The organism is Streptomyces sp. NPDC012835, assembly GCF_042900885.1.
Classification (GTDB): domain Bacteria; phylum Actinomycetota; class Actinomycetes; order Streptomycetales; family Streptomycetaceae; genus Streptomyces.
Window position 1 is genome coordinate 188,911 of sequence record NZ_JBIBBW010000001.1, and the last position, 22,629, is coordinate 211,539.

Below are 22,629 nucleotides of genomic sequence, written 5' to 3' on the forward strand. Positions count from 1 at the left end.
GATGTGTCCCACCGCTGTCCCACCTCTGAGCAGCTGTTCCGGGGCATTTCCGGGCCAGGGCCCGGTTCATGCGTCCTCTGCGCCGCCGTCCCGCCCCTCCCACCTTCGCATCGATTCCTCGATCAGGCTGTCGGCATGGTTCCGTGCCTCGGCCAGAAACCTGGCGGAGCAGCGGAAGGGAACCGGGATGCTTTGTCCGGCGCGGCGCGCACTCTGCCGGGTCGACACCGGAGGCAAGCCAGAATCAGATTCGTGCGTGGCGCAGGTCGTAGGGGCGTGTCGCAAGCTCAAGGGCGTGTTCATCGAAAGTCGGTGCGGCCTTCCGCGCACGTCCCCATGTGATGCCGTACGCGGAAGGATCGACATGGTTTCCCGCTGCATTGCGGAACAGACGTCCATCGGGTGCGCCACCGAAACTCTCTATATGCTCGCGCAGCATGCGCACCGGCGCAGGCGGGATCGGCGCGGGCCTCGTCGCCTTGGCCGCCCGTCGCTTCAGCGAGTGGACCTCGTGAACGGCACCGTCATCCGTCCACTCCTTCCCCGCCGTGACCACCCCGGCCTTCAGGTTGAGGAGCCCCCATCCGCTCGCTGACAGTCGGCACTGGGACTTCTGCAAGTGACTAACCTCAGCAGGACGCATCGCGGCGTAGTACATACACCCGAAAACCGCCGCCGGGCCTACTGGCCCAGTGGTCACGGGCGTGAAGAACGTGAATTTCGCATCGATGGCGCGAGTCGACGTGGCTGAGAATAGTCAGAGTTGACGGTGAACGTCCGACGGAGAGCAGGTAGCCGGCCGGCGACCTCGTGGGGCCGGACGCAGAAGGGGGACGTCGGTCGGCACCGCGCTGCACCGGCTGACCGAGACCTACCCGGTCCTGGTGCCCCGTCTCCTGTCCCGCAGGGACAGCTGGTCCCGTGGACGAACATCTACCTCGGCCAGGACAATGTCCGCGACTTCAAGGGCCTGGACACCGTCCTGACGGGCGACGTCAGCTCACCGCGCTTTCCCGCGATGGCCGGCGGCTGACATGCCCCACACTGCCCATCGCCGGGGCGACGGCCGCCACCGGCAGCATGATCACCATTCCGGCCGGGACGGTGCTGATCGGCTCGCCCGAGGGCCGGTTCAGCCGGCGAAGAGGGTGCTGGTCAGCAGGACGTGGACGGCAGTGCCACCGACGATGCTGAGCAGGGCGTTGCGGCGCCACAGGTGAAGGCCGATGGTGACGGCCAGCGCCGCGAGCGGGGCCACGGAACGTGCCTCGGTCACCGACAGGTCGTGCAGGCAGTAGACGACCAGGATGAGCATGACGCCGGCCGGCATGCGCGTGCTCAGGTAGTGGACCGTGCTGCTGGAGCGCAGCGGGGCGAGGGCGGCGAACGGCAGGACCCGCAGCGCCCAGGTGACCGCGGCGGCGACAAGGACGGCGGTGACGGCGTAGATGGTGTCAGGCACGGTTTGTCCTCCTGGCGGTCACCAGGTGCCGGGCCAGCAGACCGGCGGTGAACAGCGCGAAGGCGGCCGGCAGCATCTGGTCCGGGAAGAGGATCCGGGCCAGGAGAGCACTGCACAGGGCGAGCAGCGGGGTGGGCAGATCGCCGCGCAGGTCCCGCAGCGCGTCCAGCGCCAGCACGGTGAACAGGGCGGTCAGGGCGAAGTCCAGACCGGTCACGCCCTCGGGGATGAGAGAGCCCAGCAGCGCCCCGGCGGTCGCGCTTCCCGTCCAGTACGCGTGCAGGTAGAACTGCATCCACAAGATGCGAGCGGCGGGCCAGGAGCGTGCCCGCTCGGCCGAGGCCAGGGCGTACGCCTCGTCGCACAGGGCGAACGTGCTGTACGCCTTGCCGAGCCGGCCGGGCACGCGGTGCAGGGGGAACGACAGCGCGTAGAAGACGTGCCGCACGTTCACCAGGAACGCGGCGGCCGCCACCGACGCCAGCGGCGCCGTGGCGACGACGAGACCGATCAGCAGGAACTCGAACGAGCCGCCGAAGGCGACCGCGGCCGACAGTGACGCCCACCACCAGTCCAGACCCGATTGGGCGGCGAGCGCCCCGAAGGCAAGTCCCAGTGGAACGAAACCCAGCCCCACCGAAAGGGATTCGCGGAACGCTGTCCGCGCTTCGGGCGAGGCGGGGTCTGCCGGACCAGGCGCAGGCCGTGCGGACGCCGCGACGACAACAGAGCGTATTGACATGGGGACATTTTAGGAAAGAACTGACCTTATATGGTTGCGCATCATGGCTCTATGATCAGGTTATGAGCAATGAAATGGCACTTGATTCGACAGATCGCGAAATTCTGTTGCATCTGCGTGAGGACGGCCGTCTGACCAACGTCGAGCTCGCCAAACGGGTCGGCCTCACCCCGCCGCCGTGCCTGCGCCGCGTCAGACGACTGGAGGAGGCCGGCATCATCACCGGCTACCGGGCCGTCATGGACCCGGCCGCCATCGGCCGCAGCCTCGAAGTCCTCATCGATGTCGAGATCTACGCCAACGACCGCGAGAGCTTTGAAGAGTTCGAGAGGATCGTCGCCTCCTACGAAGAGGTCATCGAGTTCCGCCGCATGTACGGTCGCCCCGACTACTTCATCCGTGCCGCGGTCGCCGACCACGCCGCCTGCGAAGCCTTCCTCACCGGCAAGCTCAGCGGACTTCCCGGGGTCCTGCGCTTCACCTCCCACCTCACCATGAAAACGATCAAGTCCGTCGATTGATCCTCGGCGGGATGCGATCCGCGTCAGCCCTCGGGCCCCATCACCGCTCGTCATCCTCGTCCGTGTCGACGGTCGCCGGGCCGCGCAGTGGGCGCGGGCCGCCGTCCGCAGGGACGCCGACGCGGAAGCTGTCGAGGAGACGGGGGGGGTGGGTGACGGCCGTGGCATCGTCGGCGGGCCCCAGCCGGACCACGTCCAGGATCCGCGTCCACGAGATGCGGTCCGGGGTGAGTGCGGCGACGAACGAGTACGACCAGTCCGGCACCGCGTGGTCCGATGCGCGGCACCAGGAGCAGCCTGTTGCGCCGGCCCCGCTCCGGCGACGGCCGGGGCGGCGTGACTTCGGCCCGGGGACCGGGCAGCTCACCGGGCGCCGCTTCCCCGACGTCCTCGCCGAGCTGCGTCGCGAGCACCGCCACGCCCCGGCCAGCAGCCGGCCGCATACCCCCTCGACGGAACGAAGCGTGGCTGGCGTCCCTCACCCCGCAGCGGCGCGCCGAGTACGAAGCCGCCTACCGTCAGGCGATGGCCGACGAGGCCGCCGAGCTCTACGACCCGGAGGTGGACAGGCGCATCGAGTACGCGCTCGACGCGGCCGACGAGGAACACGGGGCCGCCGAAGCCGTACGATCGGGTCATCGCGACGTACACGGTATCCTCGCGGACGACCGGACGTCGTAGGCGGCGGCCGACTACGTCGTCACCGAGTACGGCCCGCGCTCCCTCTGGAACGAGGCCGAACGGGCCTACCGGAAGTGGGTCGAACGAGGACGGCCGGAACGCGACCGCGCGGGCCTGAGCATCACCCCCGAGCGCCGGACGGTCTGGCTGGACTCGCCTCACAACGTGGTCTCGGTCATGTGTTTTCCCCGGTGAGCTGCCGAGCAACGGTCAAGACCTGTGGATGGGAGCCGCGCCGACCCATTGGTGGTAGGCGTCTACGTCGACGTTGCTGCCGCACACGATGGTAACGACGTGTCGGCCGGCGAAGCGGTCACGGTCTTCGAGGATCGCCGCGATGCCGAGCGCGGCCGACGGTTCGACGACGAGGCCGGCGTGGTCGAGGAGCATCCGCATACCGGCGATGATCGACGCCTCCTGGACCAGGACGGCATCGTCAGCGACCAGGAGGAGGTCGTCCAGGACAGCCGGGATGGGACGCCGGCCGACGACGCCGTCAGCGATGGTGTCGGTCGAGTCGGTGATGACGACACGTCGCCTGCGCCACGAGTGTGTCATCGCCGGTGCGCCCAGCGGCTGGACGCAGATCACCTCGACTTCGGGTGCCAGCGCCTTCACCACATGACCCACGCCGGTGGCCAGCGCCCCGCCGCCGAGAGCAATCAGGACAGTGTCGAAGGGCGGTGCGGTGTCCACCAGTTCCAGCCCGATGGTCGCCGCACCTTCACAGGTCTCGATGTCCAGGCTGTCTTCGACCAGCCGGATGCCGTCGAACCGTGCGATGGCCGCTGCCCGATCGCGGGCCACCTCGTGGTCGCCGTCCACCAGCTCCAGCGCGGCACCCAAGGCGCGGATGCGATCAAGCTTGGCCCGAGTCGCGAAGCGGGATGCCACAACGGTCACGTCGATCCCCCGACCGCGGCCGGACCACGCGAGGGCTTGGCCGAGGTTGCCCGCGCTCGCGCACACCGCGGCTCGTGAGGCATTGTCGGCGAGCAGGCCCGCGATTACCTCGGTGCCGCGGGCCTTGAAGCTGCGGACCGGGTTCGCCGTTTCGAGCTTGATGCTCACCGTGCACCCGAGGGCGGGCTCCAGAGCCTCGCAGCGGTACAGCGGAGTGTCGAGAAAGACCGGGTCGATTACCCGGCGAGCCGCCCGGATCCGAGCAGTGTCGAGACGCGTCCTCTGCACGGCACAGCAGCGTAGCGCCATCGGCGCTGATTCTGTCGTGCAACTGTCAGGTTCCGTAGGTTGTTTGAGATGGTTCACGCTTCGGCGGGTTCCGTGGGGGCGTTCAATGAGGTGACCGTTCTCGAAGCGGGCGCCGGCCCGGACGAGGGCGACGAGGTGGGGTGCGGCGACTGCGCGCCGGCGGGCCTGGGCGGAGGGCGCTCAGGGCTTCAGGATCATCCCGTTGCCCCTTTGGCGCGTACCTCGGTCACACCCCGGTGTCCGCCGAGAGGTGGGAGCGGTGCCGGTCCACGATTCCCTCGACGATCCTCATCAGTCGGTCTCCCGTCTGATCGATGCTTCCGTTCTGTGTGCTGACCTGCGCCCCTTCGAGTACGAAAGTGATCTCGGCCGCGGCCTGTCCGGGGTCGGGCATCTGGGCTGCGGTGCACATGCCGACCAGCCTGCGGGTCTGGTGGGCCTTGTGGTCCTCGATCACCTGCCGTGCCGGATGAAGGCGGTCGGGCAGCTCGGCGAGGGAGTTGATGAACGGGCAGCCCCTGTACGAGATCGCCGGCAGCCCCTCGGCGATGAAGCGGGCCAGGCCCAGAATCTGCTCCTCGGGTTGGTCGGGGTATTCGGTTTCCACCCGGTCGAAGGCCGCCTGATAGTCCGCGGCGACGATCCGCAGCCACTCCGCGACCAGCGCGTCCTTGGTCTCGAAGTGCCGGTAGATCGCCATTTTGGTGGTCTCGGCCTTGTCGGCGATCGCCTGGACCGCCACCTGCCGGATCCCTTCTCTCTGGAAGAGCTCTTCGGCGGCGTCGAGAATGCGCTCACGAGGCGGCAGCTTCGCCACTCTGCTCGGCCTTCTGAGGGTCGATGCCATGGCTGCTCCGTCACTCCGGCCGGTCGATGGTGGGGTTCACACCCCTACGGTACCAGCCTGACCCTTTCGATACCGTGGGGTATCGTTCGATGCTCAACGGTATCGTTCTGGTCCGGGAGTGGCAGATGAGAGTTTCTGAGTACGTGAGCTTTGACGCGGTCGGGCTGGCGGAGCTGGTGGCCGAGGGCGAGGTGCTCCCCGCCGAACTGGAGGCAGCCGCACGTGAGGCTGTACAGGCAGTCGATCCGCGGATCAACGCCGTCGTGGAGACCTGGCCGACCGACGACGAGCCTGTTCCCGGCAGCACGCCGATGGCCGGCGTCCCTTTTCTGATCAAAGACATCGCGGTGGCCATGGCCGGGAGGCGGATGGAGCTGGGAAGCCGTCTGGCGGCCGGTAACGTCGCCGGCGCCGACTCCTCGCTGATGCGGCGCTTCCGGCGCGCGGGCCTCGTGACGTTCGGGCGCACCGCGACACCGGAGATGGCCTATGGCATCTCGACGGAATCAGCGTTGTACGGCGCGACCCGCAACCCGTGGGACCCGGAGCGCAGCGCGGGCGGTTCCAGTGGAGGCGCCGCCGCCGCTGTCGCCGCCGGGGTGGTCCCGGTCGCCCATGGCACCGACGCCGCCGGATCGCTCCGTATCCCCGCCGCCTACAACGGCCTCTTCGGGATCAAGCCCACCCGTGGCCGGGTCTCCATGGGGCCCGATGTCGACGAGGTCTTCAACGGCCTGGCCGTGCACGGCAGCGTCAGCCGCACCGTACGCGACAGTGCGGTACTGCTCGACCAGATACGCGGCCCGGAATCGGGCGACCCCTACTTCGCCCCGCAGCCGTCACGGCCGTACGCGGAGGAAGTCACCCGTCAGCCGGGCTCGTTGCGGATCGGTGTCCTCACCCAGGCGTGGGGCGGACGCCGTACTGCCGCACCGGTGACCGACGCCCTCTCCCGCACCGTGCGGTTGCTTGAGTCCCTCGGTCACCAGGTGGAGGAGGTTGAGGTCGACCTCGGCGCCGACTGGGAGGAATTCGTCCTGGCCAACGCCCGGCTCATGACGGTGAACCTCACCACCCTGGTCGACGGGCTGGCCGGCGCCTTCGGCCGTCCCGTCGACTCCTCGACCCTTGAGCCGACGACCCTCGCCGGCTACCACTACGGGCAGCGGGTCGGCGGCGCGCAGTTCCTCACCGCTCTCACGATGCGGAACCGGGTGGCCCGAAGCCTGGCGCGGTACTTCGACGCGTACGACATCCTCCTCACGCCGACGCTGCCGGAGCCTCCCGTGCTTCTGGGCACCCATACCGAGGGTGCGGAGACACTGGACGGTCTCGGCTGGATCGAGCGCATCAATGACCTGTCGCCGTTCACCTTGCCGTTCAACGTGGCGGGCACGCCCGCCATGTCCGTACCCGTGACGGCCGACGCCGGGACGGGGCTCCCGATCGGTATGCAGTTCGCCGCCGGATACGGCTTTGAAAGCCGACTGTTCCGCCTCGCCGGACAACTCGAACAGGCGAGTCCGTGGTCAGGCCGAACTCCCGCGGTATGGGCAGGGGACCACCCAGGCCGCTGAAGAACGCTCCTGGCATGGTGCAGGCCGGCTCCCGAAGGCCGAACCGTCGAGGTGAGCGCGTGTCTCGCTTCGCTCGGGTACACCGCCGACGGGTCGGCTTCGCCGAGAGTGCCACGGAGTGCGTCCGCGCGGAACGCGCCGAGGTGGAGCGGTGCGCTGGCTGCGCTTCGACATCGAGCATGACGAGGGAAACGGTGAGGGAAGGGACGGAAGTCATCCGGTGGGGCCTTCGGCTCCGGGGCAGAGCGCATCCTTGTCCCTGCGCAGGGCACGCGCGTACTCCTCACCCGTGATCTTGAGCCACTTCCCCGTACCCGTACACACACCGCTGTGGTAGACGGACCGGTAGCGATTCGCCCCGGCCAGCCGGCCGGTCAGCTCGAAGGGCTTTCCACCCGGTCGGCTGAGCACCATCTCCGCCGGGCTGCCACCCACTTGGTAGTGGACGCGGTAACGCCAGCGGCAGTAGCCACGCTCGGCGGTCGCCTCGATGACGAACGCCTCGCTCTCGTTCTTTTCCAGTGTGATGTGGTGTGCCTCGGGACCGGTGAAAAACGGTTCGTCGGGCCCGGCCTCCGGCTTCTTCCCGGTGAACCGCTCCTGGTCCTTGGGCACCTTGAGCGTGGGTGCCGGTTCGTCGATGGCCAGTGTGAGCGAGATGACGCCCGAGACACCCTGCCCGGGACTGGACACGAGGTTGCCGGCAAGCGGTGCCGCGCACGTACCGCCTTCCACCTCCGGGACGATGTCGGTGATTCTGACCTGCTGGGCGGCGCGGCCTTGCAGTGTGACCATCCATTCGGCCTGTCCTACGTCGACGAAGTCCGCGTCCCGCCGCCGCGTCCGCTCACCGGAGCCGAATGCGTCGAGGAGGGCGCCGTCCACGTCGCCACGGACCAGGTACAGGCCGGTGCCCTTGACGTCGCTGACCTCGACCACGTCGATGGCGTTCTGCGGGGAGAGGCGGTCCGGCAGCCGGTCGAGCGGCAGGATCGCCTTCACCGCGCCGCTCAGTGTGTCCTGGAAGGTCACGGTCGCGACGGCCAGCAGGATGCCGGCCAGCCAGGTGGCGGGGCTTTTCAGGTAGCGCAGTCGGGAACCGCCGCCCGGCTCCGAAGACGCCTGTCCAGGAGGAGTGCGGCCCGGAGGAGTCCGCCCGCTCCTGCGGACGCTCAGCCGGGTGAGCGCCCCGCCCCGCCGCGTCGTGCGGTCCGGTGTTCGGTTGTTCGGAGTGCTGGGTCCGTTCGGACTGTTGTGACCGTTCCGGTTGCTCGGCATGGCGCTCAGTCACCCTTCTCCGCGCGACGCCCGCCGCGCGTGGTCAGCAGGACCGCGACCACGACGGCCGCCCCTGTGGCCCATCCCCAGGCCGTGCCGAACCGTACGGCGTCGCCGACGGCAGCAGCGAAGGGGCGGACGACCTCTGTGCCGGTACGGCGCGGGGCCCACCGGTCCAAGAGCCCGCCCTCCACGAACGCGGCGGCCACGGCCGCGAGCACCGTCGCGTACCAGCACCCCATGAACAGGTGCAGTGGGCGCCTGTTGGCCCCCTGTGCGGCCAGTGCGCGGCGGGCCGGCGCACGCAGGGCCCACGCGAGTACGGCGAGCATGACGAGACACACCCCGAGCGTCGCGGCCCACCTAGCGGTGCTCTCCGTGCGGAGCGGACGCATGCGCAGCGCGGGATAGAGAACACCGCTCCACTCCTCCACCCAGCCCGGAGGCCGGTACACCCGCAGCAGTTCGGGGTCGAACGTGGTGGAGGACGGGTCCCAGCCCCGCACGGCTTCGTGACGCAGCAGCAGTCCACCGGCGACCGCCAGCAGCACCACCGGGATCAGCCCCGCGATGACCACGTTCCGCCGTCGGTACGGCGCGGCGGCGGCCGGGGGTGACTGCCGCTCCCGCTCATCACCGTCACCAGGGGCGTCCGCGGCATCCGCTGTCCCCACCACTGCCCGGAACGGCGACCAGTTGCGGAGCAGCCAGACGGTGCCCCAGAGGATGAGCGGCACGACGGCGGTGCACAGCGCGAACTGAGCGGCAGCGGACGCGGTGCGGTGCCTGACGGCCCTGCCGAGCCACTCGTTGTCGCCCAGCGTGGCCCCCTGCCACTCCGGGTCGAGGGCCGCCCCCAGCAGCTCCGCGACTCCCGCCGCCAGCAGCATGGCACCGACCAGGCCCAGAACCGTACGGACGCGCGGCCTGACTCCCGGCGCGCTCCGGAACGCCGCGTATGCCAGCACCGCGTTCAAGACCACGAAGACGAGTTGCGGCACCCACCCGTCGAGCCGCCCGTAGTCCTTCACCATGAAACCGTCGAAGTCCAGCCCGAACAACCGCAGATACCCGCCGACGGGACGCCCGGCGACATCGTCCACGATCGCGGAGTAACCGCCCGGGACGAGCACGATCACGGGCGGGACCGCGAACAACGCGAGCGCCTGGGTGTTGGCGCATCCTCCGGCCAGCATCAAGGACAAGCGGCGATTCACCGTGTGCACTCCCCCGAGTCACCCAGTACGACGACGAGCTGGCACAAGCATGGTTGCCCATCGGGCCTTGTGCCAAGAGAGATTCGACTCATTGCAGCAGAACGTGTTGATTCTGAAGCCGGCGGCCCCTCTGCTCCGACGCTCCCGTACAATGGGCGGGTTGTCGCGTTGAAAAGCGGCTGGGGAACATGACACCCAGGGCACCGGCTCGGGAGCGGTTCGCGGCGGCGAGGGCGGCGCCGGGCGGCATGCCGCGGCCCTCCGCGTATCCGGGGCAACGGCCGGCTGAACCGCACGGCTCACCGTGTGGAACGCCCTCATCCCGCAGCCGGTCCTCCGGACGCCCGGCGAGGTTCAGCGCGATGAGACCATCGCTGCGCTCAGGGGTGGAGCCCGCCAAGCCGACTTAGTGGTCGGCGAGTTGCAGAGCAGATCCCGACGCCCTGCCACGGTGACGGCGGTGTTCCGGGGCACGGGACGCCGGTGGCCCTACGAGCCCCGTTGGAGTGTCGTGGGGAAACGGGGCCGCCGTGCCGGCAGGCGTGCGGACGATCGGGGATCTGGCGTGTCTCTCATGCACAGCACACACACCGTGGATCTGAGCGATAGCCGCCGGATCATCGAGGCGGGCGTCGCAGAGGCGGACCGTACCGGCTCCCCCGGCAACAAGGCCCTGTCCGGGCTCGGCCGGGTGCTGGTCTTCGCGGGCGGGGTGCCGCTCACCGTCGACGGACAGGTGGGGGGCGGGGGGAGCGGTGGCGGCTCGCGGGAGCAGGACACCGCCGTGGCCGAGGCCGCAGCCGCGGTTTCGCGGACGAGCCGACCGCGGATACGGGACCGGGAGGAGATGGAGCCGCAGGCCCGCCGGCAGGTCGATGCCCTGTGGGACCGACAGCTCAACGACGGCAGCCACCCGAGCCTCGTACAGAAGGCGTACGACATCGGCCCGAGCACACCGGTCCGGGGCTGAGTGAGTGCCGGTTTCAGATCGTGACCTGCGCTTTCGTGGCGGCTCGGAGCGAAACCTGCTGGTTTGCCGGCAGAAGGCGGCCGGGTGGAGGGCCGGCGCCCGGAGAAGGACCGCCGGCCTCCCCGGGCGCCGATGGGACCGCCCCGCCGGCTCACTGCCTCGGCGAGCGCGTATCCGATCCCGCGCAGGACGGTGCAGGGCCGGCCGCCGGAATCGGCCGACGGCCGGTGTGCGAGGGACAAGCCGATCCCGTCGCACACATGCGGGGTGCACCGGAGTGGGGACACACACGTGGTCGCCGCCCCGTACACGAGGCGAGGACATGTCCTGCGGACCGGCGGTGTGCGAACGGAGAACCCTTTACGCGGACGGCTGCCGTTCAGGGAGTGCCGACGGTGACGTCCACATCGGTGATGGCCGCGTCGGGATGCCGCACCCCTGTCAGTACCTGGTCCTGCCCGGTGTCGCCGAGGAGGTAGCGGCGGAAGAAGGAACCGAGGTACGTGGTGGCGACACGACGCTGCTGCGACTCGGACAGCCGCCTGGCCGGCGCCGCACCCTCACGGTCGGTGCACTGCCCGGGGTGTCCTTCCACCGGCATGGCGTCGTCGGAGGCCGCGACCTGACGGCTCCGAGGCGACCACTGCGTGTTGAAGTAGTTGTGGTTCGCCCCGTGGATCGCGAACCGGTAGAAGCCGCTCCGGTTCCCCTTGGCCGCGTCGGCCGCGAACCAGAGTGCCTCACCGCCGACCTGTCCGTCGCATGTTCCCCGAAAGGTGGCGAACGGGATCTTGGTGATCGTGTAGTCGGACATGTTCTCCGTCATCACGTTGTAGGCGGGCGCCACAGCCGCCACCGCCTTGACCTCGACACCCTCGGGCCACTGCCCCCGATGGCTGTCGGCCGCCTGCCAGGTGGCCCCGGCCCCTGCCCTGGAATGCCCCATGATCCCCACGTTGCCCATGTCCACGTGGTGGGCGAAGCCGACGCGCCGTGCCGCTCCGGTCGTCGGGTCGGTGAACTTCCCGGCGAGCTCACCCTTGCCCCGGGAGCTGAGCTCCTGCCACATGCGCAGATGCCGGTTGATGAGATCCGCCCGCGTGGCGGCGTTGTCATCCCCCCACACGGAGGAGGCGTTGACGCCGTTGGCGCCGACCGAGACCACGACAAAGCCCTGCTCGGCCAACCGGCGGCCCAGGTAGTCGTATCCGCGCTCGCTGGGCAGAGCGGGCGTTCCCGACGCACACGGCCAGGCGGACAGCTTGGCATTGGCAGCTTCGTACCCGGCGTCGTCACCGTTGCGCTCGGCAGCTGTGCGCGCCGCGTCCGCCTTCCGGTCGGCGCAGGTGTCGTGCAGGCCGTGCAGCATCACAATCAGTGGATGCCGCCCCGTGCCCAGGTCGGCGGGATAGTGCACCACCCCGGTCAGCTCGACCGGTTGACCGGTCTGCGGCAGGCGCCATGCCTCATCGCCCAAGTCGTAGCGGACCGTCCTGGTGGAGACGGACGAAGACACCGTGCTCGGTCCCGTCGCCTCGTTCGGTGCCGCGGCACCGGGTGCTTCCGTATACGTGAAGGCCGCTGCCGCGGCGGACAGCACCGCCGCCGACAGGCCCAGCAGACGAGCCGAAGCCCTCGTGCGCGTGTGTCGCTTCATCATGTCTCCATCGGTGAGTACAGGGTCGGCCCGGCCGGGAGCGTCCGGTCCCGCTCGTGGCCGTTGCCCGGGGTGAAGGTGAAGACCGTCCTCAGTGGGCGGCGGCGTAGGAATCCGTCACGAACTGGATGACCCGGTCCTGCAACGCGGCCCCCGAAGCACCTGCCCGCTTGATCATGTCCGTTCCGTGGAAACCGCTCTTGTCGATGACCAGTTCCTTCTTGCCGGCGGCGGAGGCCGCGTAGACCTCACGGACCTGCTCCTCCACCGCCCCCTCCATGTCACCGGGCGACACCACGAGAAGCGTCGGAACGCTCAGCTTCCTCACCGCCGCCACGCCGTCCCCCCCGCAACGGGCGGGCGAGGACATCATCAACAGGCCCACCACCCGCAGGGGCGTGTCAACCCCGGCGACCGCCGCCGTCGTCCCCCCGCACGACGCTCCCGCAAGGAACACCCTCTTCGCGCCGACACGCCGCAGTTCCGTCAGTCCGGCACGGGCATCCCGGTCGATGTGCTCGTTGACGGCCGTTTTCTGGGACGCACCGTGATTGCGGTACTCGGGGATCACCACGTGATAGCCACGCTTCGCCAGCTGCCGCCCGATGTCGACGAACGAGCAGATGCTGTAGCCCTGTTCGTGATCCAGAAGAACACCGTCGGGCCCGTCCCCCAGGACCAGCGCCGACAGATGCACCCCGTCGCTGGTCGTCAGCGTCGTGGCCTTGCTCCTCAGGTCCTCGGGCACGCAGGTGTTGACGAGATACCCCCGCGCCGTGCGCACCGTGCGGTCGGGAGAGCCCGGCTCGTACGAGGCCGGCTTGTGATCCGGCGGTGCCACCGGAGCACTGCTCCGTGCCCCGGAGGGCACCGGCGCGGTGGACGTCGCAGCACCCTTTTCCGGGGCGTCCCCGGACCCGCCGGCCGGGCTCGCACAGCCCGACACCAGGCCCAGGCACACCAGCACGGCGGCGGCAACTCTGACTTTCAGCACTGTCTTCCTCATGTCTCACATCCGACGGCGACGTGTCCCGCGCATGCCGGACAAGCACGCCGCACCAGATCGGAACATCCCTTACGCCTTGACAGACGTGCGGACCTGCCCGAGGTTGCGGGCCGCGACGATCAATGTTCCGGAAGCGGGAGACGGACAGGCCACGCCACAGCCGCACGCCCGCACCGCGCGGTGAACTGCAACCTGTCGGCGCCCCACACGTCCTTCCCAGTAGAGGGCGCCCCCTTGCGATCCCTGAACCGTTCGCTTCACGCACTAGGTTGACGCATATGCCAGAAACAACCCGCTGGGACACCATCCGTGGCGGCATCCGCCCGATGTCCCCACGGCACTCCGGACCGGATGACGGCCGACACACCCGGCGTCAGGACGTCACCGTCCCGCCCACGGGGAAAAGGCGCTGATGGCTGCCGTTTCCGCCTGTGAAGGTGCTGTCCCGCGCAGCCGGTGGCGATGGCTGCTGGCCCGCCTCTCCCACGACCGCGACAGATCGGACCTCAAGGGCGGGCTGTCCGGCACGGCGTCGGAGGAAATCGACAGACTGTACCGCCACCGCAGGCTCGACCTCGTGCGCCTGGCCGTGCTCCTGGTCGACGACATCCCCACAGCCGAGGACGTCGTCCAGGAAGCGTTCGCGGCCTTCTACCGACGACACGGCGACATGCCCGGCGACATCGCCGACCCCGAAGCCTACATACGGCGCAGCGTGGTCAATACCGCCAGGGACGTGCTGCGCAGGAGGCGCACCGTGCGCGCCTACATCCCCCCGCGCATCCTCCCCGCCCCACCGCCGGAAGAAGAGATCCTCCTCAAGGAAGAACACCAGGAAGTGCTGCGAGCACTGAGACTGCTCACCCTGCGCCAGCGGGAGGTCCTCGTTCTCAGGTACTGGTCGAACATGTCCGAAGCGGACATCGCGGCGGCCTTGGGCCTGTCCCGGGGCGCGGTGAAGTCCACAGCGAGTCGAGCACTCACGGCTCTGGCCAAAAGACTGAAGGAGACGCCATGACAGCCGTCGAGGACCGCCTTCGCGCCGCACTGCACGCCCGGGCCAACCAAGTCACCGCCCCCGGCCCGGCCTTCCCATCATCGCCCCGCGCACGGACGGTCATCCGCCCCCGACTGCGCAAGGCCACGACAGTCCTTCTGGTCGCGGCCTTGGCAGCGGTCCTCCTCGTGCTGCCCCGGCTCCTCTCGCAGGGCGACCCGTCCGTGCCCGCCGACACTCCCCCACCCGCCGGCCCGAGCGGCAGCACGTCGTCTTCACCCGCCTCTCCCCCACCGGACGAGGCACCCAGACCTGTCGCACCGTAGAACAGCCGGGGCCGGGGGCAAGGGTGAGCTCACGGCCACGTCTTCTGGCGGGGACCGGGTCGCGCGCGGGGTGTCCGTCGACGGCCGAGCCCCGACGCGCGGCCCCCGTCAGTCGCTCGGTGGCCGACTCCTCAGTCCTGCCCGCGCACGCGGGTGAGCAGGTTCTCCAGATGGTGACGCATGGCCGTCGCGGCATCGGCGGGTGACGCGTCACGAAAGGCGTCCAGGATGGCCGCGTGCTCGGCGGAGCTCTCCTGGGCGTCACTGATGACATGGTCGTTGAACATGCGGTAGCGCTGCATGTACCCGTTGAACGAGTTGAACGCCTGTTCGAGAAACGGGTTGCCGGTGTTGGCGGCGATGAGGCTGTGGAAGGCCCAGTCGGCCTGGAGGAACTCCTTGAAGTTCTCGTAGTGCGGGCCGGTGGGGGCCTGCCGCTGCGCGTGGACGGTGTCGGCCAGGGCGTCGATGAGCTCCGCGTCGGCGAGCCGGCAGGCGCGTTCGGTGTTGGCGGGTTCGAGGATGATGCGCAACTCGACGAGCTGGGCGAGCTCCTCCCGCGTGGGCAGTTCCGCGACCCGGTATCCGCGCCGGGCCACTCTGCGCACCATGCCGGTGGACTCCAGGCGGGCCAGGGCCTCCCGCACCGGGGTCGCGGACACCTGGAGCCGCTGGGCGAGGGTCTCGGTGCGCATCGGGGAGCCGGGTTGCAGGGTGCCGTCGACGAGCATCGCGAGAAGGGCTTCGTGGACACCGTCGGTGAGGACCTGACGTCCGTTGACGAAGGGCGGAGTCTCGGGCGTCTGCATGGCTCTCCTCGCGGGCGATGTTTCGGAGAAGTCAATCAGGTATTGACGACGATGAAGTCCGTGAGTAATTTTCTATAGAAGATTTTATATCCGGCTCAGGCGGGCCGCACTTCCTTCCACGCACGGAGCCCTTCATGAGCAAGGCTGGTCCAGATCGCACACTCACCCCGGAGAACTGGCCCATCGCGGCGGCGATGCTGCAGTTCCCCGGCACCACCCCCAGCGGTGAATCGACCCAGGACCAGAGCCCGGACGGCTGGGCGCGGTCTCTGCGCGAGGTCGCGGCAGCGGGGTTCACCGAGGTGGACCCCACCGACTCCTGGCTGCGGGTGGCCGACCTGTCACCGGCCCGCCGCGCGGAGTTCTCCGCCGTCGCCGCGGAGGCGGGACTCGCCGTCCCGGCCCTGTCCACCGCCCGGCGCAGCGTCATCGACCCGGTGCACGGCCCGGAGAATCTGGCCTACAGCCACCGTGTCATCGACGCGGCCGTGGAGCTCGGAGCGGGCATCGTGTCCTTCGGCTTCTTCCAGGCGCTCACCGCGCGGCAGAAGGACGCCCTGTGGTTCTGGACCGCCCCCGGTGCGAAGGACCCCGACGACCCCGAGGTGTGGAACCTCGCCGTCGCCCGGATACGGGAGCTGGCCGAGCACGCCGAGCAGGTAGGGGTCGCCGTCTCCCTGGAGATGTACGAGGACACCTACCTGGGGACGGCGGACAGCGCGGTCAGGTTCGTGCGTGACGTTGACCACCCCCGGGTGGGGCTCAACCCCGACCTCGGCAACCTCCAGCGGCTGCACCGCCCGGTCGAGCGGGCGGAGGCGATGGTCGAGAAGACTCTGCCGTATGCCAACTATTGGCACGTCAAGAACTACTTCCGCTCAGAAGATGCCACGAGTGGGCATGTCGTCACGTTTCCGGCGCCCATGGAGTACGGCGTGATCAACTACCGCCAAGCCGTGCGGTACGCGATCGATCACGGTTTCCGCGGCGCCTTCTGCGTGGAGCACTATGGCGGTGACGGGCTGAGCGTCAGTGCCACCAATCGGGAGTACCTGCGCCGTCTCCTCGCCCAGACCCAAGGCGTCGACGCCCGTGCCGGCCACCCCGACGCGCCCTGACCGTACCCCTGTGACACACCGCACGTCCTCGGCCGCCGGGCCACGAACAACACCCGGCCGCAGTCCGGCGCCCGGCACTCCGCCGGGCTTCGCCGGCCACCGCGAGGGGACGACGAGGTGGCCCGCGCCATCGGCGGTCCGCCCGCCCCGCCCGTCCGTACGTTTGAACAAGGAGCACTCCATGTCCTCAACAGTCCGCCCCACCATCGCGCTCACCCTGGGCGACCCGTCGGGGATCGGCGGTGAGCTGGCCGCGAAGCTGCTCGCCTCGGGCGAGCTGGAAGAACTGGCCGACGTCCTGGTGATCGCCTCGCGCGAGGAACTGGACCGGGCGGCCGAACAGGCGAGCGTGGAGCTGGACGTCTCCGATCAGCGAGGAACCGGCCGCCCCGCCCTGGTGGACCCGGGCCGCCCCGGACCGCTGCCGACCGTGACCAGTGCCGTGAACGTGGCCTCGGGGGCCTGGACGCTCGCCGCCCTGGAGTTCGCGGTCTCGCTCGCGCAGTCCGGCGAGGTCGACGGCATCTGCTTCATGCCGCTGAACAAGACGGCACTGCACGAAGCGGGGATGACCAAGGAGGACGAACTGCGGTGGTTCGCCGAGCTGCTCGGCCACACCGGCCCGACCTCGGAGATCAACGTGCTGCCCGACCTCTGGACGGCGCGTATCACCTCGCACATCCCGATGGCCGAGGTCGCCGACCGCGTCACCGCGGACCGGGTGACCGAGATCATCACCATGTTCGACGAGATGCTGCGGGACTCGGGTATCGCGGAGCCCCGCATCGGTGTGGCCGCCCTGAACCCGCACAACGGTGAGAACGGCCTCTTCGGCCGCCACGAGATCGACGAGATAGCCCCCGGCGTGGCCGCCGCCCAGCGGGCGGGCATCAAGGCCCAGGGCCCCTTCCCCGCCGACACGATCTTCCTCAAGGGCCGGGACGGTGCCTTCGACGGCATCGTCACCATGTACCACGACCAGGGGCAGATCGCCATGAAGCTGTTGGGCTTCGACGGCGGGGTGACCGTCCAGGGCGGCCTCCCCATCGCGGTCACCACTCCTGCCCACGGCACCGCGTTCGAGATCGTCGGCAAGGGCCTGGCGAACACCAACTCCGCGCGCAACGCGTTCGTACTGGCCGCGACACTGGCGTCGCGGCAGGCCGCGCGCTCCCGAGCCTGACGGTGCGGGCACGGCCGATGGCCGTGCCGCCCCACCAGCGAGTCGAACCGCCCCGGGAGACGGGGCCGGTCCATCCCCATTCTCAAAGACGAGGTGAGGGCGATGCACTCGTCCCTGTACATACTCGGCAGCGGTGTCGTTGCCGTGCTCCTGCTGATCTTCCTCATAGCCAAGGCGAAGCTGCACCCGTTCCTTGGTCTGCTGATCTCGACCCTGCTCCTCGGCCTCGCCAACGGGCAGGGGCCGACGAAGACGGTCGACACGATCACGTCCAACTTCGGCAGCACCCTGTCGGTCACCGGCATCGTGATCGCGCTCGGTACGGTCCTCGGCGGCCTTCTGCTGAAGTCGGGCGGCGCCGACCGCATCGCTGACGTACTGGTGGGCAACCGCGCGAAGGTCTGGATGCCGATCAGCATCGGCCTGGCCGCGGTCATCATCGGCCTGCCCAACCTGTTCGAGGTCACCTTCGTGCTCCTCGTTCCGCTGGTCTACTCGGTGGCCCGCCGCTACAACGTCAACATGCTGGCCGTGGGTCTGCCCATGGCGGCCGGCCTGATGACCTCGCACGCCCTGCTGCCCCCCGGGCCCGCCTCCGTGATGGCGGCCAGCGCCTACCACGCCAATCTCGGCGTGACCATCCTCTACGGTTCACTCGTCGGCATCCCGGTGCTGGTGGTGGGTGCCATCCTCTTCCCCCGGATGGTCGCGCGATGGGGGATAGGCGGAGCCGACGGCGGTGCCCTCCAGTCGCTGGGCGAGGTCGGCAAGGGCGAGAGCGCCGGCCGGACCGGTGACGGGGGCGGCGAAGGGGGCGGCGCGCCGGCGCCGACCACCGGTGGCGGGACCGCGGTGGCCACCAGGGAAAGCACCACCGTCACCTCCACGACCGCGCCGTCGCTCGCGGCCTGCCTGTCCACGGTCCTGGTCGCACCGGTCATGATGATCGTGGGAACCCTCCTTCCGGACGCGCTCCCCGACCACGGCTGGTACAGCCCGGTCCTCGACGCCGTCGGAAGCCCGGTCATCGCCCTGCTGGTGTCGGTGTTGTACGCCTACTACGCCCTGGGCCTGCGCCTGGGATGGAGTGGACCGTCGCTGCTCGCCAACACCAAGAAGGGCCTGACCCCGGTCATCAACCTGCTCCTGATCATCGGAGCCGGTGGGGCGCTCAAGGGCATGCTCTCCGCCATCGGGCTGAGCGACATCATCGCCGACTCGGCCCAGCACTGGTCCATCTCACCGGTCCTGTTCGCCTGGCTGATCGCGGCGATCTTCCGCATCGCGCTGGGCTCGGGCACCGTGGCGGTCGCCGCCGCCACCGGCATCGTCGCGCCGCTCCTCGCCCACCAGTCGGGCACCCCCGTGGAGCTGATCGTTCTGGCGACCTGCACCGGCGCCATGATCTTCTCCCACGTCAGCGACGGCGCGTTCTGGATGTTCAAGGAGTACTTCGGGCTCACCATCCCCGAAACGCTCAAGACCTGGAGCCTCCTGGTGACCGTCCAGGCGGTGACGGGCCTGGTGAGCATCCTGGCGCTGGACGCCGTCGTGCAGGTGCTCTGAGCGCCCAGCCCCCTTCCGCAAGCCGCACGTTCTGGGAGATTCCACGATGACACGCCTCTACAACGACCCCGCCGTCTTCGCGCAGGAGGCGCTCGAAGGCTTCGTTGCCGCACACCGGGCATGGGTGCGGGCCGTACCGGGAGGCGTGGTCCGTCGCACCGGACCGGTCCCCGGACAGGTCGCGGTGGTGACCGGAGGCGGTTCCGGCCACTACCCGGCCTTCGCCGGGCTGGTCGGTCGCGGTCTGGCGCACGGGGCCGCCGTGGGTGAGGTCTTCGCCTCTCCGTCCGCCCACCGCGTTCGGCAGGTCGCCCTGGCCGCCGATGGAGGCGCTGGGGTTCTTCTCACCTACGGCAACTACGCCGGAGACATGCTGCACTTCGGGGAGGCGGCGGAACAACTGACGGCCCAGGGAGTGCCGACCCGGACCGTGGCGGTCACCGACGACATCTCCAGCGCCTCGGTGTCCGAGGCGCACAAGCGGCGGGGGGGTGGCCGGTGACCTGGTGGTCTTCAAGACCGCTTCGGCAGCCGCGGCGTCCGGTGCGTCGCTGGAGGAGGTCGTACGGATCGCGGAGTCGGCCAACGCCCGCACCCGCTCCTTCGGCCTGGCGTTCTCCGGCTGCACACTGCCCGGAGCCGAGGGCCCGCTGTTCACCGTCCCCGAGGGTCGTATGGCGGTCGGGCTCGGAATCCACGGCGAACCGGGCATCGGCGAGAAGGATCTGCCGAGCGCGGACCAGGCCGCCGAGCGACTGGTGCGGACGTTGCTCGCCGAACTCCCCCCGCAGGTCCCGGACGTCGCCGGGCAGCGGGTCGGACTGATCCTGAACGGTCTGGGAGCGGTCAAGTACGAGGAACTCTTCGTCGTGTACCGCCGCGTCGCCCAACTCCTCACCGCCGCCGGCGTCCACATCGTGGACCCGGAGGTCGGAGAGCTGTGCACCAGCTTCGACATGGCCGGTCTCTCCCTCACCCTGGTGTGGCTGACCGAGGAGCTGGAGGAGCTGTGGAAGGCGCCGGCGGACGCCCCCGCGTTCCGGAAGGGGAGGATCGGGGACGAGGCCGTCGTGGACGTGACCGACCACGGGACATCTGACGCGCCGCGGCCCGCCGAGGTCACCGTGCCGCCCTCCACCGAGGAGTCCCGCGACGTGGGCGCGACGGTCCTCGACGCCCTCACCGCCATCCGGGCCACCGTCGACGTCCACGCCGAGGAACTGGGTCGCATCGACGCTGTCGCGGGTGACGGCGACCACGGCATCGGTATGCGGCACGGATCGGGCGGCGCCTGCGACGCGGCGCGCGAGGCGCTGGCAGCCGGCGCGGGCGCCGGAACGGTACTGGCCTGGGCGGCGGACGGCTGGGCCGACCGGGCCGGCGGTACCTCCGGCGCCCTGTGGGGCGTCATCCTGCGGTCGCTGGGCACGGCGATCGGCGACAGGGCGCGCCCCTCGGCGACCACGGTCGCCGAGGGCGTGGCAGCGGCCGGCGCCGCCGTGATGCGGCTGGGCGGCGCCGCCGTGGGGGACAAGACCATGGTCGATGTCCTGGTCCCGTTCGCCCGGGCACTACAGACCTGCACCGTCGAGGGGCGTGGGCTGGTCGAGTCCTGGGACATCGCGGCCAGTTCCGCACAGGCCGCCGCCGATGCCACGGCCCAGTTGCTGCCCCGTACCGGACGGGCCCGGCCACACGCCGAGAAGAGCCTCGGCACACCCGACGCGGGGGCGTACTCGCTGGCGCTGATCGTCCGCGCGGTCCACGACCGACTCAGCGGCCGGGCCGACGAGTCCGCCGTCCACCAGCCCTGACCACCGACTCACTCGGCAACCACCCGTACCAGAGGAAGTACCGCGATGACCACCAAGCTCCGCATCGTCGTCGGCTCGGACGACGCCGGCCACGACTACAAGGAAGCCCTCAAGAAGGATTTCAGCTCCAGCGACCTGGTCGCCTCGGTCACCGATGTCGGTGTGGACGCCGACGGGCACACGGCCTACCCGACCATCGCCGTCGCAGCCGCCCGACTCGTCGCCGAGGGCAAGGCCGACCGTGCCCTGCTGGTGTGCGGAACGGGCCTGGGGGTGGCCATCGCCGCCAACAAGGTGCGGGGCATCCGCGCCGTCACCGCGCACGACTCCTTCTCCGTCGAGCGGTCGGTCCTCTCCAACAACGCGCAAGTGCTCACCTTCGGGCAGCGGGTGATCGGCCTGGAACTGTCCCGCCGGCTCGCCAGGGAATGGCTGACCTACCGTTTCGACGACGGCTCACCGTCCGCGGAGAAGGTTCAGCTCATGCGTGACTACGAGAACGAGCAGGATGCCGGCGCACGGGACACCGCGTGATGCGGCGCGCCACCGTCGGAGTCAGCCTCAAGATGTACCTGGGGCATCAGCAGACCCTGGACTGGACCCGGGCCGTCGCCTCCATCGCGCGTGACCACCCCGCCGTGACCGAGGGGCTGGCGGAGCTTTTCGTCCTGCCCTCCTTCCCCGACATCCTCCCGGTCGCCGACATCCTCGCGGGGACCGGAGTGCGGACCGGCGCGCAGGACCTGGCGGCCGAGGACCACGGTCCGTACACCGGTGAGGTCAGCGGAGCCGTCCTGCGGGAGATCGGTTGCGCCTTCGCCGAGGTCGGCCACGCCGAGCGTCGCCGGCTGTTCGGCGAGGACGACACGGTCGTCGCGGCCAAGACCGCCGCGGCGCTGCGCAACGGACTCATCCCCGTGGTGTGCGTCGGTGAACCGAACGTCTGCGATCCCGAGGAGGCGGCCGACCGTACCGTCGCCGAGTTGGAGCGAATCCTGTACACCACCTCGCCGGGCCGCACCTTCGGCCCGGTGGTGGTGGCCTACGAACCACAGTGGGCGATCGGTGCGCCCGCGCCGGCGTCCACCCGGCACATCTCCGCGGTCTGCGGTGCGCTGGCCTCCTGGATCGGCTCCCGACCGGAGCTGGCCGGGAGCCGGGTGATCTACGGCGGAAGCGCGGGCCCCGGTCTGCTCACCCGTCTCGGCGCCGATGTGGGCGGTCTCTTCCTGGGCCGCTTCGCCCATCGGCCCGAGTCCGTCCGTCAGATCCTTGACGAGGTGCTCGCCCTGCCGGACCGTTTCCGGCCGCCCGGCCCGGCCGCTCGGTGAGGACCGGCCCGTGGCCCCCGGTGGGTGCGCGGGCCGGAGCGTCGGACCGCACCTCGACGCGGTGGTCAGCGGCACACGCACGCATCCGGTACGCGGGTGCCCCTGGCCTCGCGAGGCGTCGCTACCGGAGTACGGGGCCGGGGGCGCCGCCCGTGGAATACGATCGGTCGGCCTGGGGCGGGGCTTCGGTGCGCCTGCGGGAGAGCGCCGGTTCCCGGGCGCAGGTGATGGTCGCGGCCTATGCCCAGCTCCGGCTTGCCCGGCCCTTGGCCACCGGCCTCCGGCGGCCCTGGGGGAAGCCGGCGCTGCCGAACA

21 protein-coding genes and 1 pseudogene are annotated in these 22,629 nt (G+C 69.9%); 11 read left to right on the forward strand and 11 right to left on the reverse strand.

Features of this window, described 5'->3' with window-relative positions; all coding sequences use genetic code 11:
- Positions 1-244: 244 nt before the first annotated feature.
- The 3 genes from ACFY6S_RS00855 to ACFY6S_RS00865 all read right to left on the reverse strand — a co-directional run bounded on the left by ACFY6S_RS00855 (position 245) and on the right by ACFY6S_RS00865 (position 2,099).
- The gene (locus ACFY6S_RS00855; RefSeq protein WP_388828704.1) at positions 245-619 is read right to left on the reverse strand and encodes a hypothetical protein; all 375 of its coding nucleotides are present in this window, start codon (positions 617-619) and stop codon (positions 245-247) included.
- A 513-nt stretch (positions 620-1,132) separates the two neighbouring features.
- Positions 1,133-1,462 carry a branched-chain amino acid transporter permease gene (locus ACFY6S_RS00860; RefSeq protein WP_388828701.1) on the reverse strand — a complete coding sequence of 110 codons (330 nt, stop codon included), beginning with the start codon at positions 1,460-1,462 and terminating at the stop codon, positions 1,133-1,135.
- Positions 1,455-2,099 carry an AzlC family ABC transporter permease gene (locus ACFY6S_RS00865; RefSeq protein WP_388828699.1) on the reverse strand — a complete coding sequence of 215 codons (645 nt, stop codon included), beginning with the start codon at positions 2,097-2,099 and terminating at the stop codon, positions 1,455-1,457. Before ACFY6S_RS00865 ends, ACFY6S_RS00860 begins: the two co-directional genes overlap by 8 nt.
- A 167-nt stretch (positions 2,100-2,266) precedes the next feature.
- Here ACFY6S_RS00865 and ACFY6S_RS00870 point away from each other — a divergent pair, with 167 nt between their 5' ends.
- Positions 2,267-2,725, forward strand: coding sequence for an Lrp/AsnC family transcriptional regulator (locus ACFY6S_RS00870; RefSeq protein ID WP_388828696.1), 459 nt, complete (start codon positions 2,267-2,269; stop codon positions 2,723-2,725).
- Positions 2,726-2,765: 40 nt separating this feature from the next.
- Here the strand turns inward: ACFY6S_RS00870 and ACFY6S_RS00875 are convergent, their stop codons facing one another.
- Complete coding sequence (locus ACFY6S_RS00875; RefSeq protein WP_388829192.1) at positions 2,766-2,990, reverse strand: hypothetical protein; 225 nt, start codon at positions 2,988-2,990, stop codon at positions 2,766-2,768.
- 260 nt (positions 2,991-3,250) lie between these two features.
- Between ACFY6S_RS00875 and ACFY6S_RS00880 the strand changes: the two genes are divergently transcribed.
- Positions 3,251-3,406: a hypothetical protein gene (locus ACFY6S_RS00880; protein WP_388828693.1), complete on the forward strand. Its 156-nt coding sequence runs from the start codon at positions 3,251-3,253 to the stop codon at positions 3,404-3,406.
- Positions 3,407-3,616: 210 nt separating this feature from the next.
- On the opposite strand, the gene ACFY6S_RS00885 is transcribed toward ACFY6S_RS00880, so the two are convergent.
- Entirely contained in the window at positions 3,617-4,597 is a 981-nt protein-coding gene (locus ACFY6S_RS00885; RefSeq protein ID WP_388828690.1) for a threonine/serine dehydratase, read from the reverse strand.
- 247 nt (positions 4,598-4,844) lie between these two features.
- Positions 4,845-5,465 (reverse strand): TetR/AcrR family transcriptional regulator, encoded by a 621-nt coding sequence (locus ACFY6S_RS00890; RefSeq protein ID WP_388828687.1) that lies wholly within the window; start codon positions 5,463-5,465, stop codon positions 4,845-4,847.
- A 125-nt stretch (positions 5,466-5,590) separates the two neighbouring features.
- Here ACFY6S_RS00890 and ACFY6S_RS00895 point away from each other — a divergent pair, with 125 nt between their 5' ends.
- Entirely contained in the window at positions 5,591-7,042 is a 1,452-nt protein-coding gene (locus ACFY6S_RS00895; protein WP_388828684.1) for an amidase, read from the forward strand.
- 213 nt (positions 7,043-7,255) lie between these two features.
- On the opposite strand, the gene ACFY6S_RS00900 is transcribed toward ACFY6S_RS00895, so the two are convergent.
- Both ACFY6S_RS00900 and ACFY6S_RS00905 read right to left on the reverse strand, forming a co-directional pair.
- Positions 7,256-8,320, reverse strand: coding sequence for a hypothetical protein (locus ACFY6S_RS00900; RefSeq protein WP_388828681.1), 1,065 nt, complete (start codon positions 8,318-8,320; stop codon positions 7,256-7,258).
- A gap of 5 nt (positions 8,321-8,325) precedes the next feature.
- Positions 8,326-9,537, reverse strand: a complete 1,212-nt coding sequence (locus ACFY6S_RS00905) for a hypothetical protein (RefSeq protein ID WP_388828678.1) — start codon at positions 9,535-9,537, stop codon at positions 8,326-8,328.
- A 574-nt stretch (positions 9,538-10,111) separates the two neighbouring features.
- Between ACFY6S_RS00905 and ACFY6S_RS00910 the strand changes: the two genes are divergently transcribed.
- Positions 10,112-10,507, forward strand: a complete 396-nt coding sequence (locus ACFY6S_RS00910; protein WP_388828675.1) for a heme-binding protein — start codon at positions 10,112-10,114, stop codon at positions 10,505-10,507.
- Positions 10,508-10,886: 379 nt separating this feature from the next.
- Here ACFY6S_RS00910 and ACFY6S_RS00915 read toward each other — a convergent pair whose 3' ends face one another.
- A complete protein-coding gene (locus ACFY6S_RS00915) occupies positions 10,887-12,023 on the reverse strand; it encodes an alpha/beta hydrolase (RefSeq protein ID WP_388828672.1) in 1,137 nt (378 codons plus the stop codon).
- Between the two features lie 232 nt (positions 12,024-12,255).
- Complete coding sequence (locus tag ACFY6S_RS00920) at positions 12,256-13,005, reverse strand: alpha/beta hydrolase family protein (protein WP_388828669.1); 750 nt, start codon at positions 13,003-13,005, stop codon at positions 12,256-12,258.
- 577 nt (positions 13,006-13,582) lie between these two features.
- Between ACFY6S_RS00920 and ACFY6S_RS00925 the strand changes: the two genes are divergently transcribed.
- Complete coding sequence (locus tag ACFY6S_RS00925; protein WP_388828666.1) at positions 13,583-14,188, forward strand: SigE family RNA polymerase sigma factor; 606 nt, start codon at positions 13,583-13,585, stop codon at positions 14,186-14,188.
- Between the two features lie 436 nt (positions 14,189-14,624).
- On the opposite strand, the gene ACFY6S_RS00930 is transcribed toward ACFY6S_RS00925, so the two are convergent.
- Complete coding sequence (locus ACFY6S_RS00930) at positions 14,625-15,302, reverse strand: GntR family transcriptional regulator (RefSeq protein WP_388828663.1); 678 nt, start codon at positions 15,300-15,302, stop codon at positions 14,625-14,627.
- Between the two features lie 134 nt (positions 15,303-15,436).
- Here ACFY6S_RS00930 and ACFY6S_RS00935 point away from each other — a divergent pair, with 134 nt between their 5' ends.
- From ACFY6S_RS00935 to ACFY6S_RS00960, 6 genes and pseudogenes are all read left to right on the forward strand, one after another.
- Positions 15,437-16,420 (forward strand): sugar phosphate isomerase/epimerase family protein, encoded by a 984-nt coding sequence (locus ACFY6S_RS00935; protein ID WP_388828660.1) that lies wholly within the window; start codon positions 15,437-15,439, stop codon positions 16,418-16,420.
- Positions 16,421-16,601: 181 nt separating this feature from the next.
- Positions 16,602-17,603, forward strand: coding sequence for a 4-hydroxythreonine-4-phosphate dehydrogenase PdxA (locus tag ACFY6S_RS00940; protein ID WP_388828657.1), 1,002 nt, complete (start codon positions 16,602-16,604; stop codon positions 17,601-17,603).
- 102 nt (positions 17,604-17,705) lie between these two features.
- On the forward strand, positions 17,706-19,169 hold the full coding sequence (locus tag ACFY6S_RS00945) for an SLC13 family permease (RefSeq protein WP_388828654.1): 1,464 nt from the start codon (positions 17,706-17,708) through the stop codon (positions 19,167-19,169).
- Positions 19,170-19,215: 46 nt separating this feature from the next.
- Positions 19,216-20,983 (forward strand): annotated as a pseudogene (locus tag ACFY6S_RS00950) (dihydroxyacetone kinase family protein).
- Between the two features lie 45 nt (positions 20,984-21,028).
- The gene (locus ACFY6S_RS00955; RefSeq protein WP_388828651.1) at positions 21,029-21,517 is read left to right on the forward strand and encodes a ribose-5-phosphate isomerase; all 489 of its coding nucleotides are present in this window, start codon (positions 21,029-21,031) and stop codon (positions 21,515-21,517) included.
- A complete protein-coding gene (locus ACFY6S_RS00960; protein ID WP_388828648.1) occupies positions 21,517-22,314 on the forward strand; it encodes a triose-phosphate isomerase family protein in 798 nt (265 codons plus the stop codon). Before ACFY6S_RS00955 ends, ACFY6S_RS00960 begins: the two co-directional genes overlap by 1 nt.
- Positions 22,315-22,629 lie beyond the last annotated feature (315 nt).

Excerpts from the sequence above, each read along its gene's own strand:
- ACFY6S_RS00940 (WP_388828657.1), top strand. The coding sequence starts at position 16,602 with ATGTCCTCAACAGTCCGCCCCACCATCGCGCTCACCCTGGGCGACCCG.
- ACFY6S_RS00890 (WP_388828687.1), bottom strand. The coding sequence starts at position 5,465 with ATGGCATCGACCCTCAGAAGGCCGAGCAGAGTGGCGAAGCTGCCGCCT.
- ACFY6S_RS00935 (WP_388828660.1), top strand. The coding sequence starts at position 15,437 with ATGAGCAAGGCTGGTCCAGATCGCACACTCACCCCGGAGAACTGGCCC.
- ACFY6S_RS00960 (WP_388828648.1), top strand. The coding sequence starts at position 21,517 with ATGCGGCGCGCCACCGTCGGAGTCAGCCTCAAGATGTACCTGGGGCAT.
- ACFY6S_RS00900 (WP_388828681.1), bottom strand. The coding sequence starts at position 8,320 with ATGCCGAGCAACCGGAACGGTCACAACAGTCCGAACGGACCCAGCACT.
- ACFY6S_RS00895 (WP_388828684.1), top strand. The coding sequence starts at position 5,591 with ATGAGAGTTTCTGAGTACGTGAGCTTTGACGCGGTCGGGCTGGCGGAG.
- ACFY6S_RS00880 (WP_388828693.1), top strand. The coding sequence starts at position 3,251 with ATGGCCGACGAGGCCGCCGAGCTCTACGACCCGGAGGTGGACAGGCGC.
- ACFY6S_RS00925 (WP_388828666.1), top strand. The coding sequence starts at position 13,583 with ATGGCTGCCGTTTCCGCCTGTGAAGGTGCTGTCCCGCGCAGCCGGTGG.
- ACFY6S_RS00955 (WP_388828651.1), top strand. The coding sequence starts at position 21,029 with ATGACCACCAAGCTCCGCATCGTCGTCGGCTCGGACGACGCCGGCCAC.
- ACFY6S_RS00930 (WP_388828663.1), bottom strand. The coding sequence starts at position 15,302 with ATGCAGACGCCCGAGACTCCGCCCTTCGTCAACGGACGTCAGGTCCTC.
- ACFY6S_RS00870 (WP_388828696.1), top strand. The coding sequence starts at position 2,267 with ATGAGCAATGAAATGGCACTTGATTCGACAGATCGCGAAATTCTGTTG.
- ACFY6S_RS00910 (WP_388828675.1), top strand. The coding sequence starts at position 10,112 with ATGCACAGCACACACACCGTGGATCTGAGCGATAGCCGCCGGATCATC.
- ACFY6S_RS00945 (WP_388828654.1), top strand. The coding sequence starts at position 17,706 with ATGCACTCGTCCCTGTACATACTCGGCAGCGGTGTCGTTGCCGTGCTC.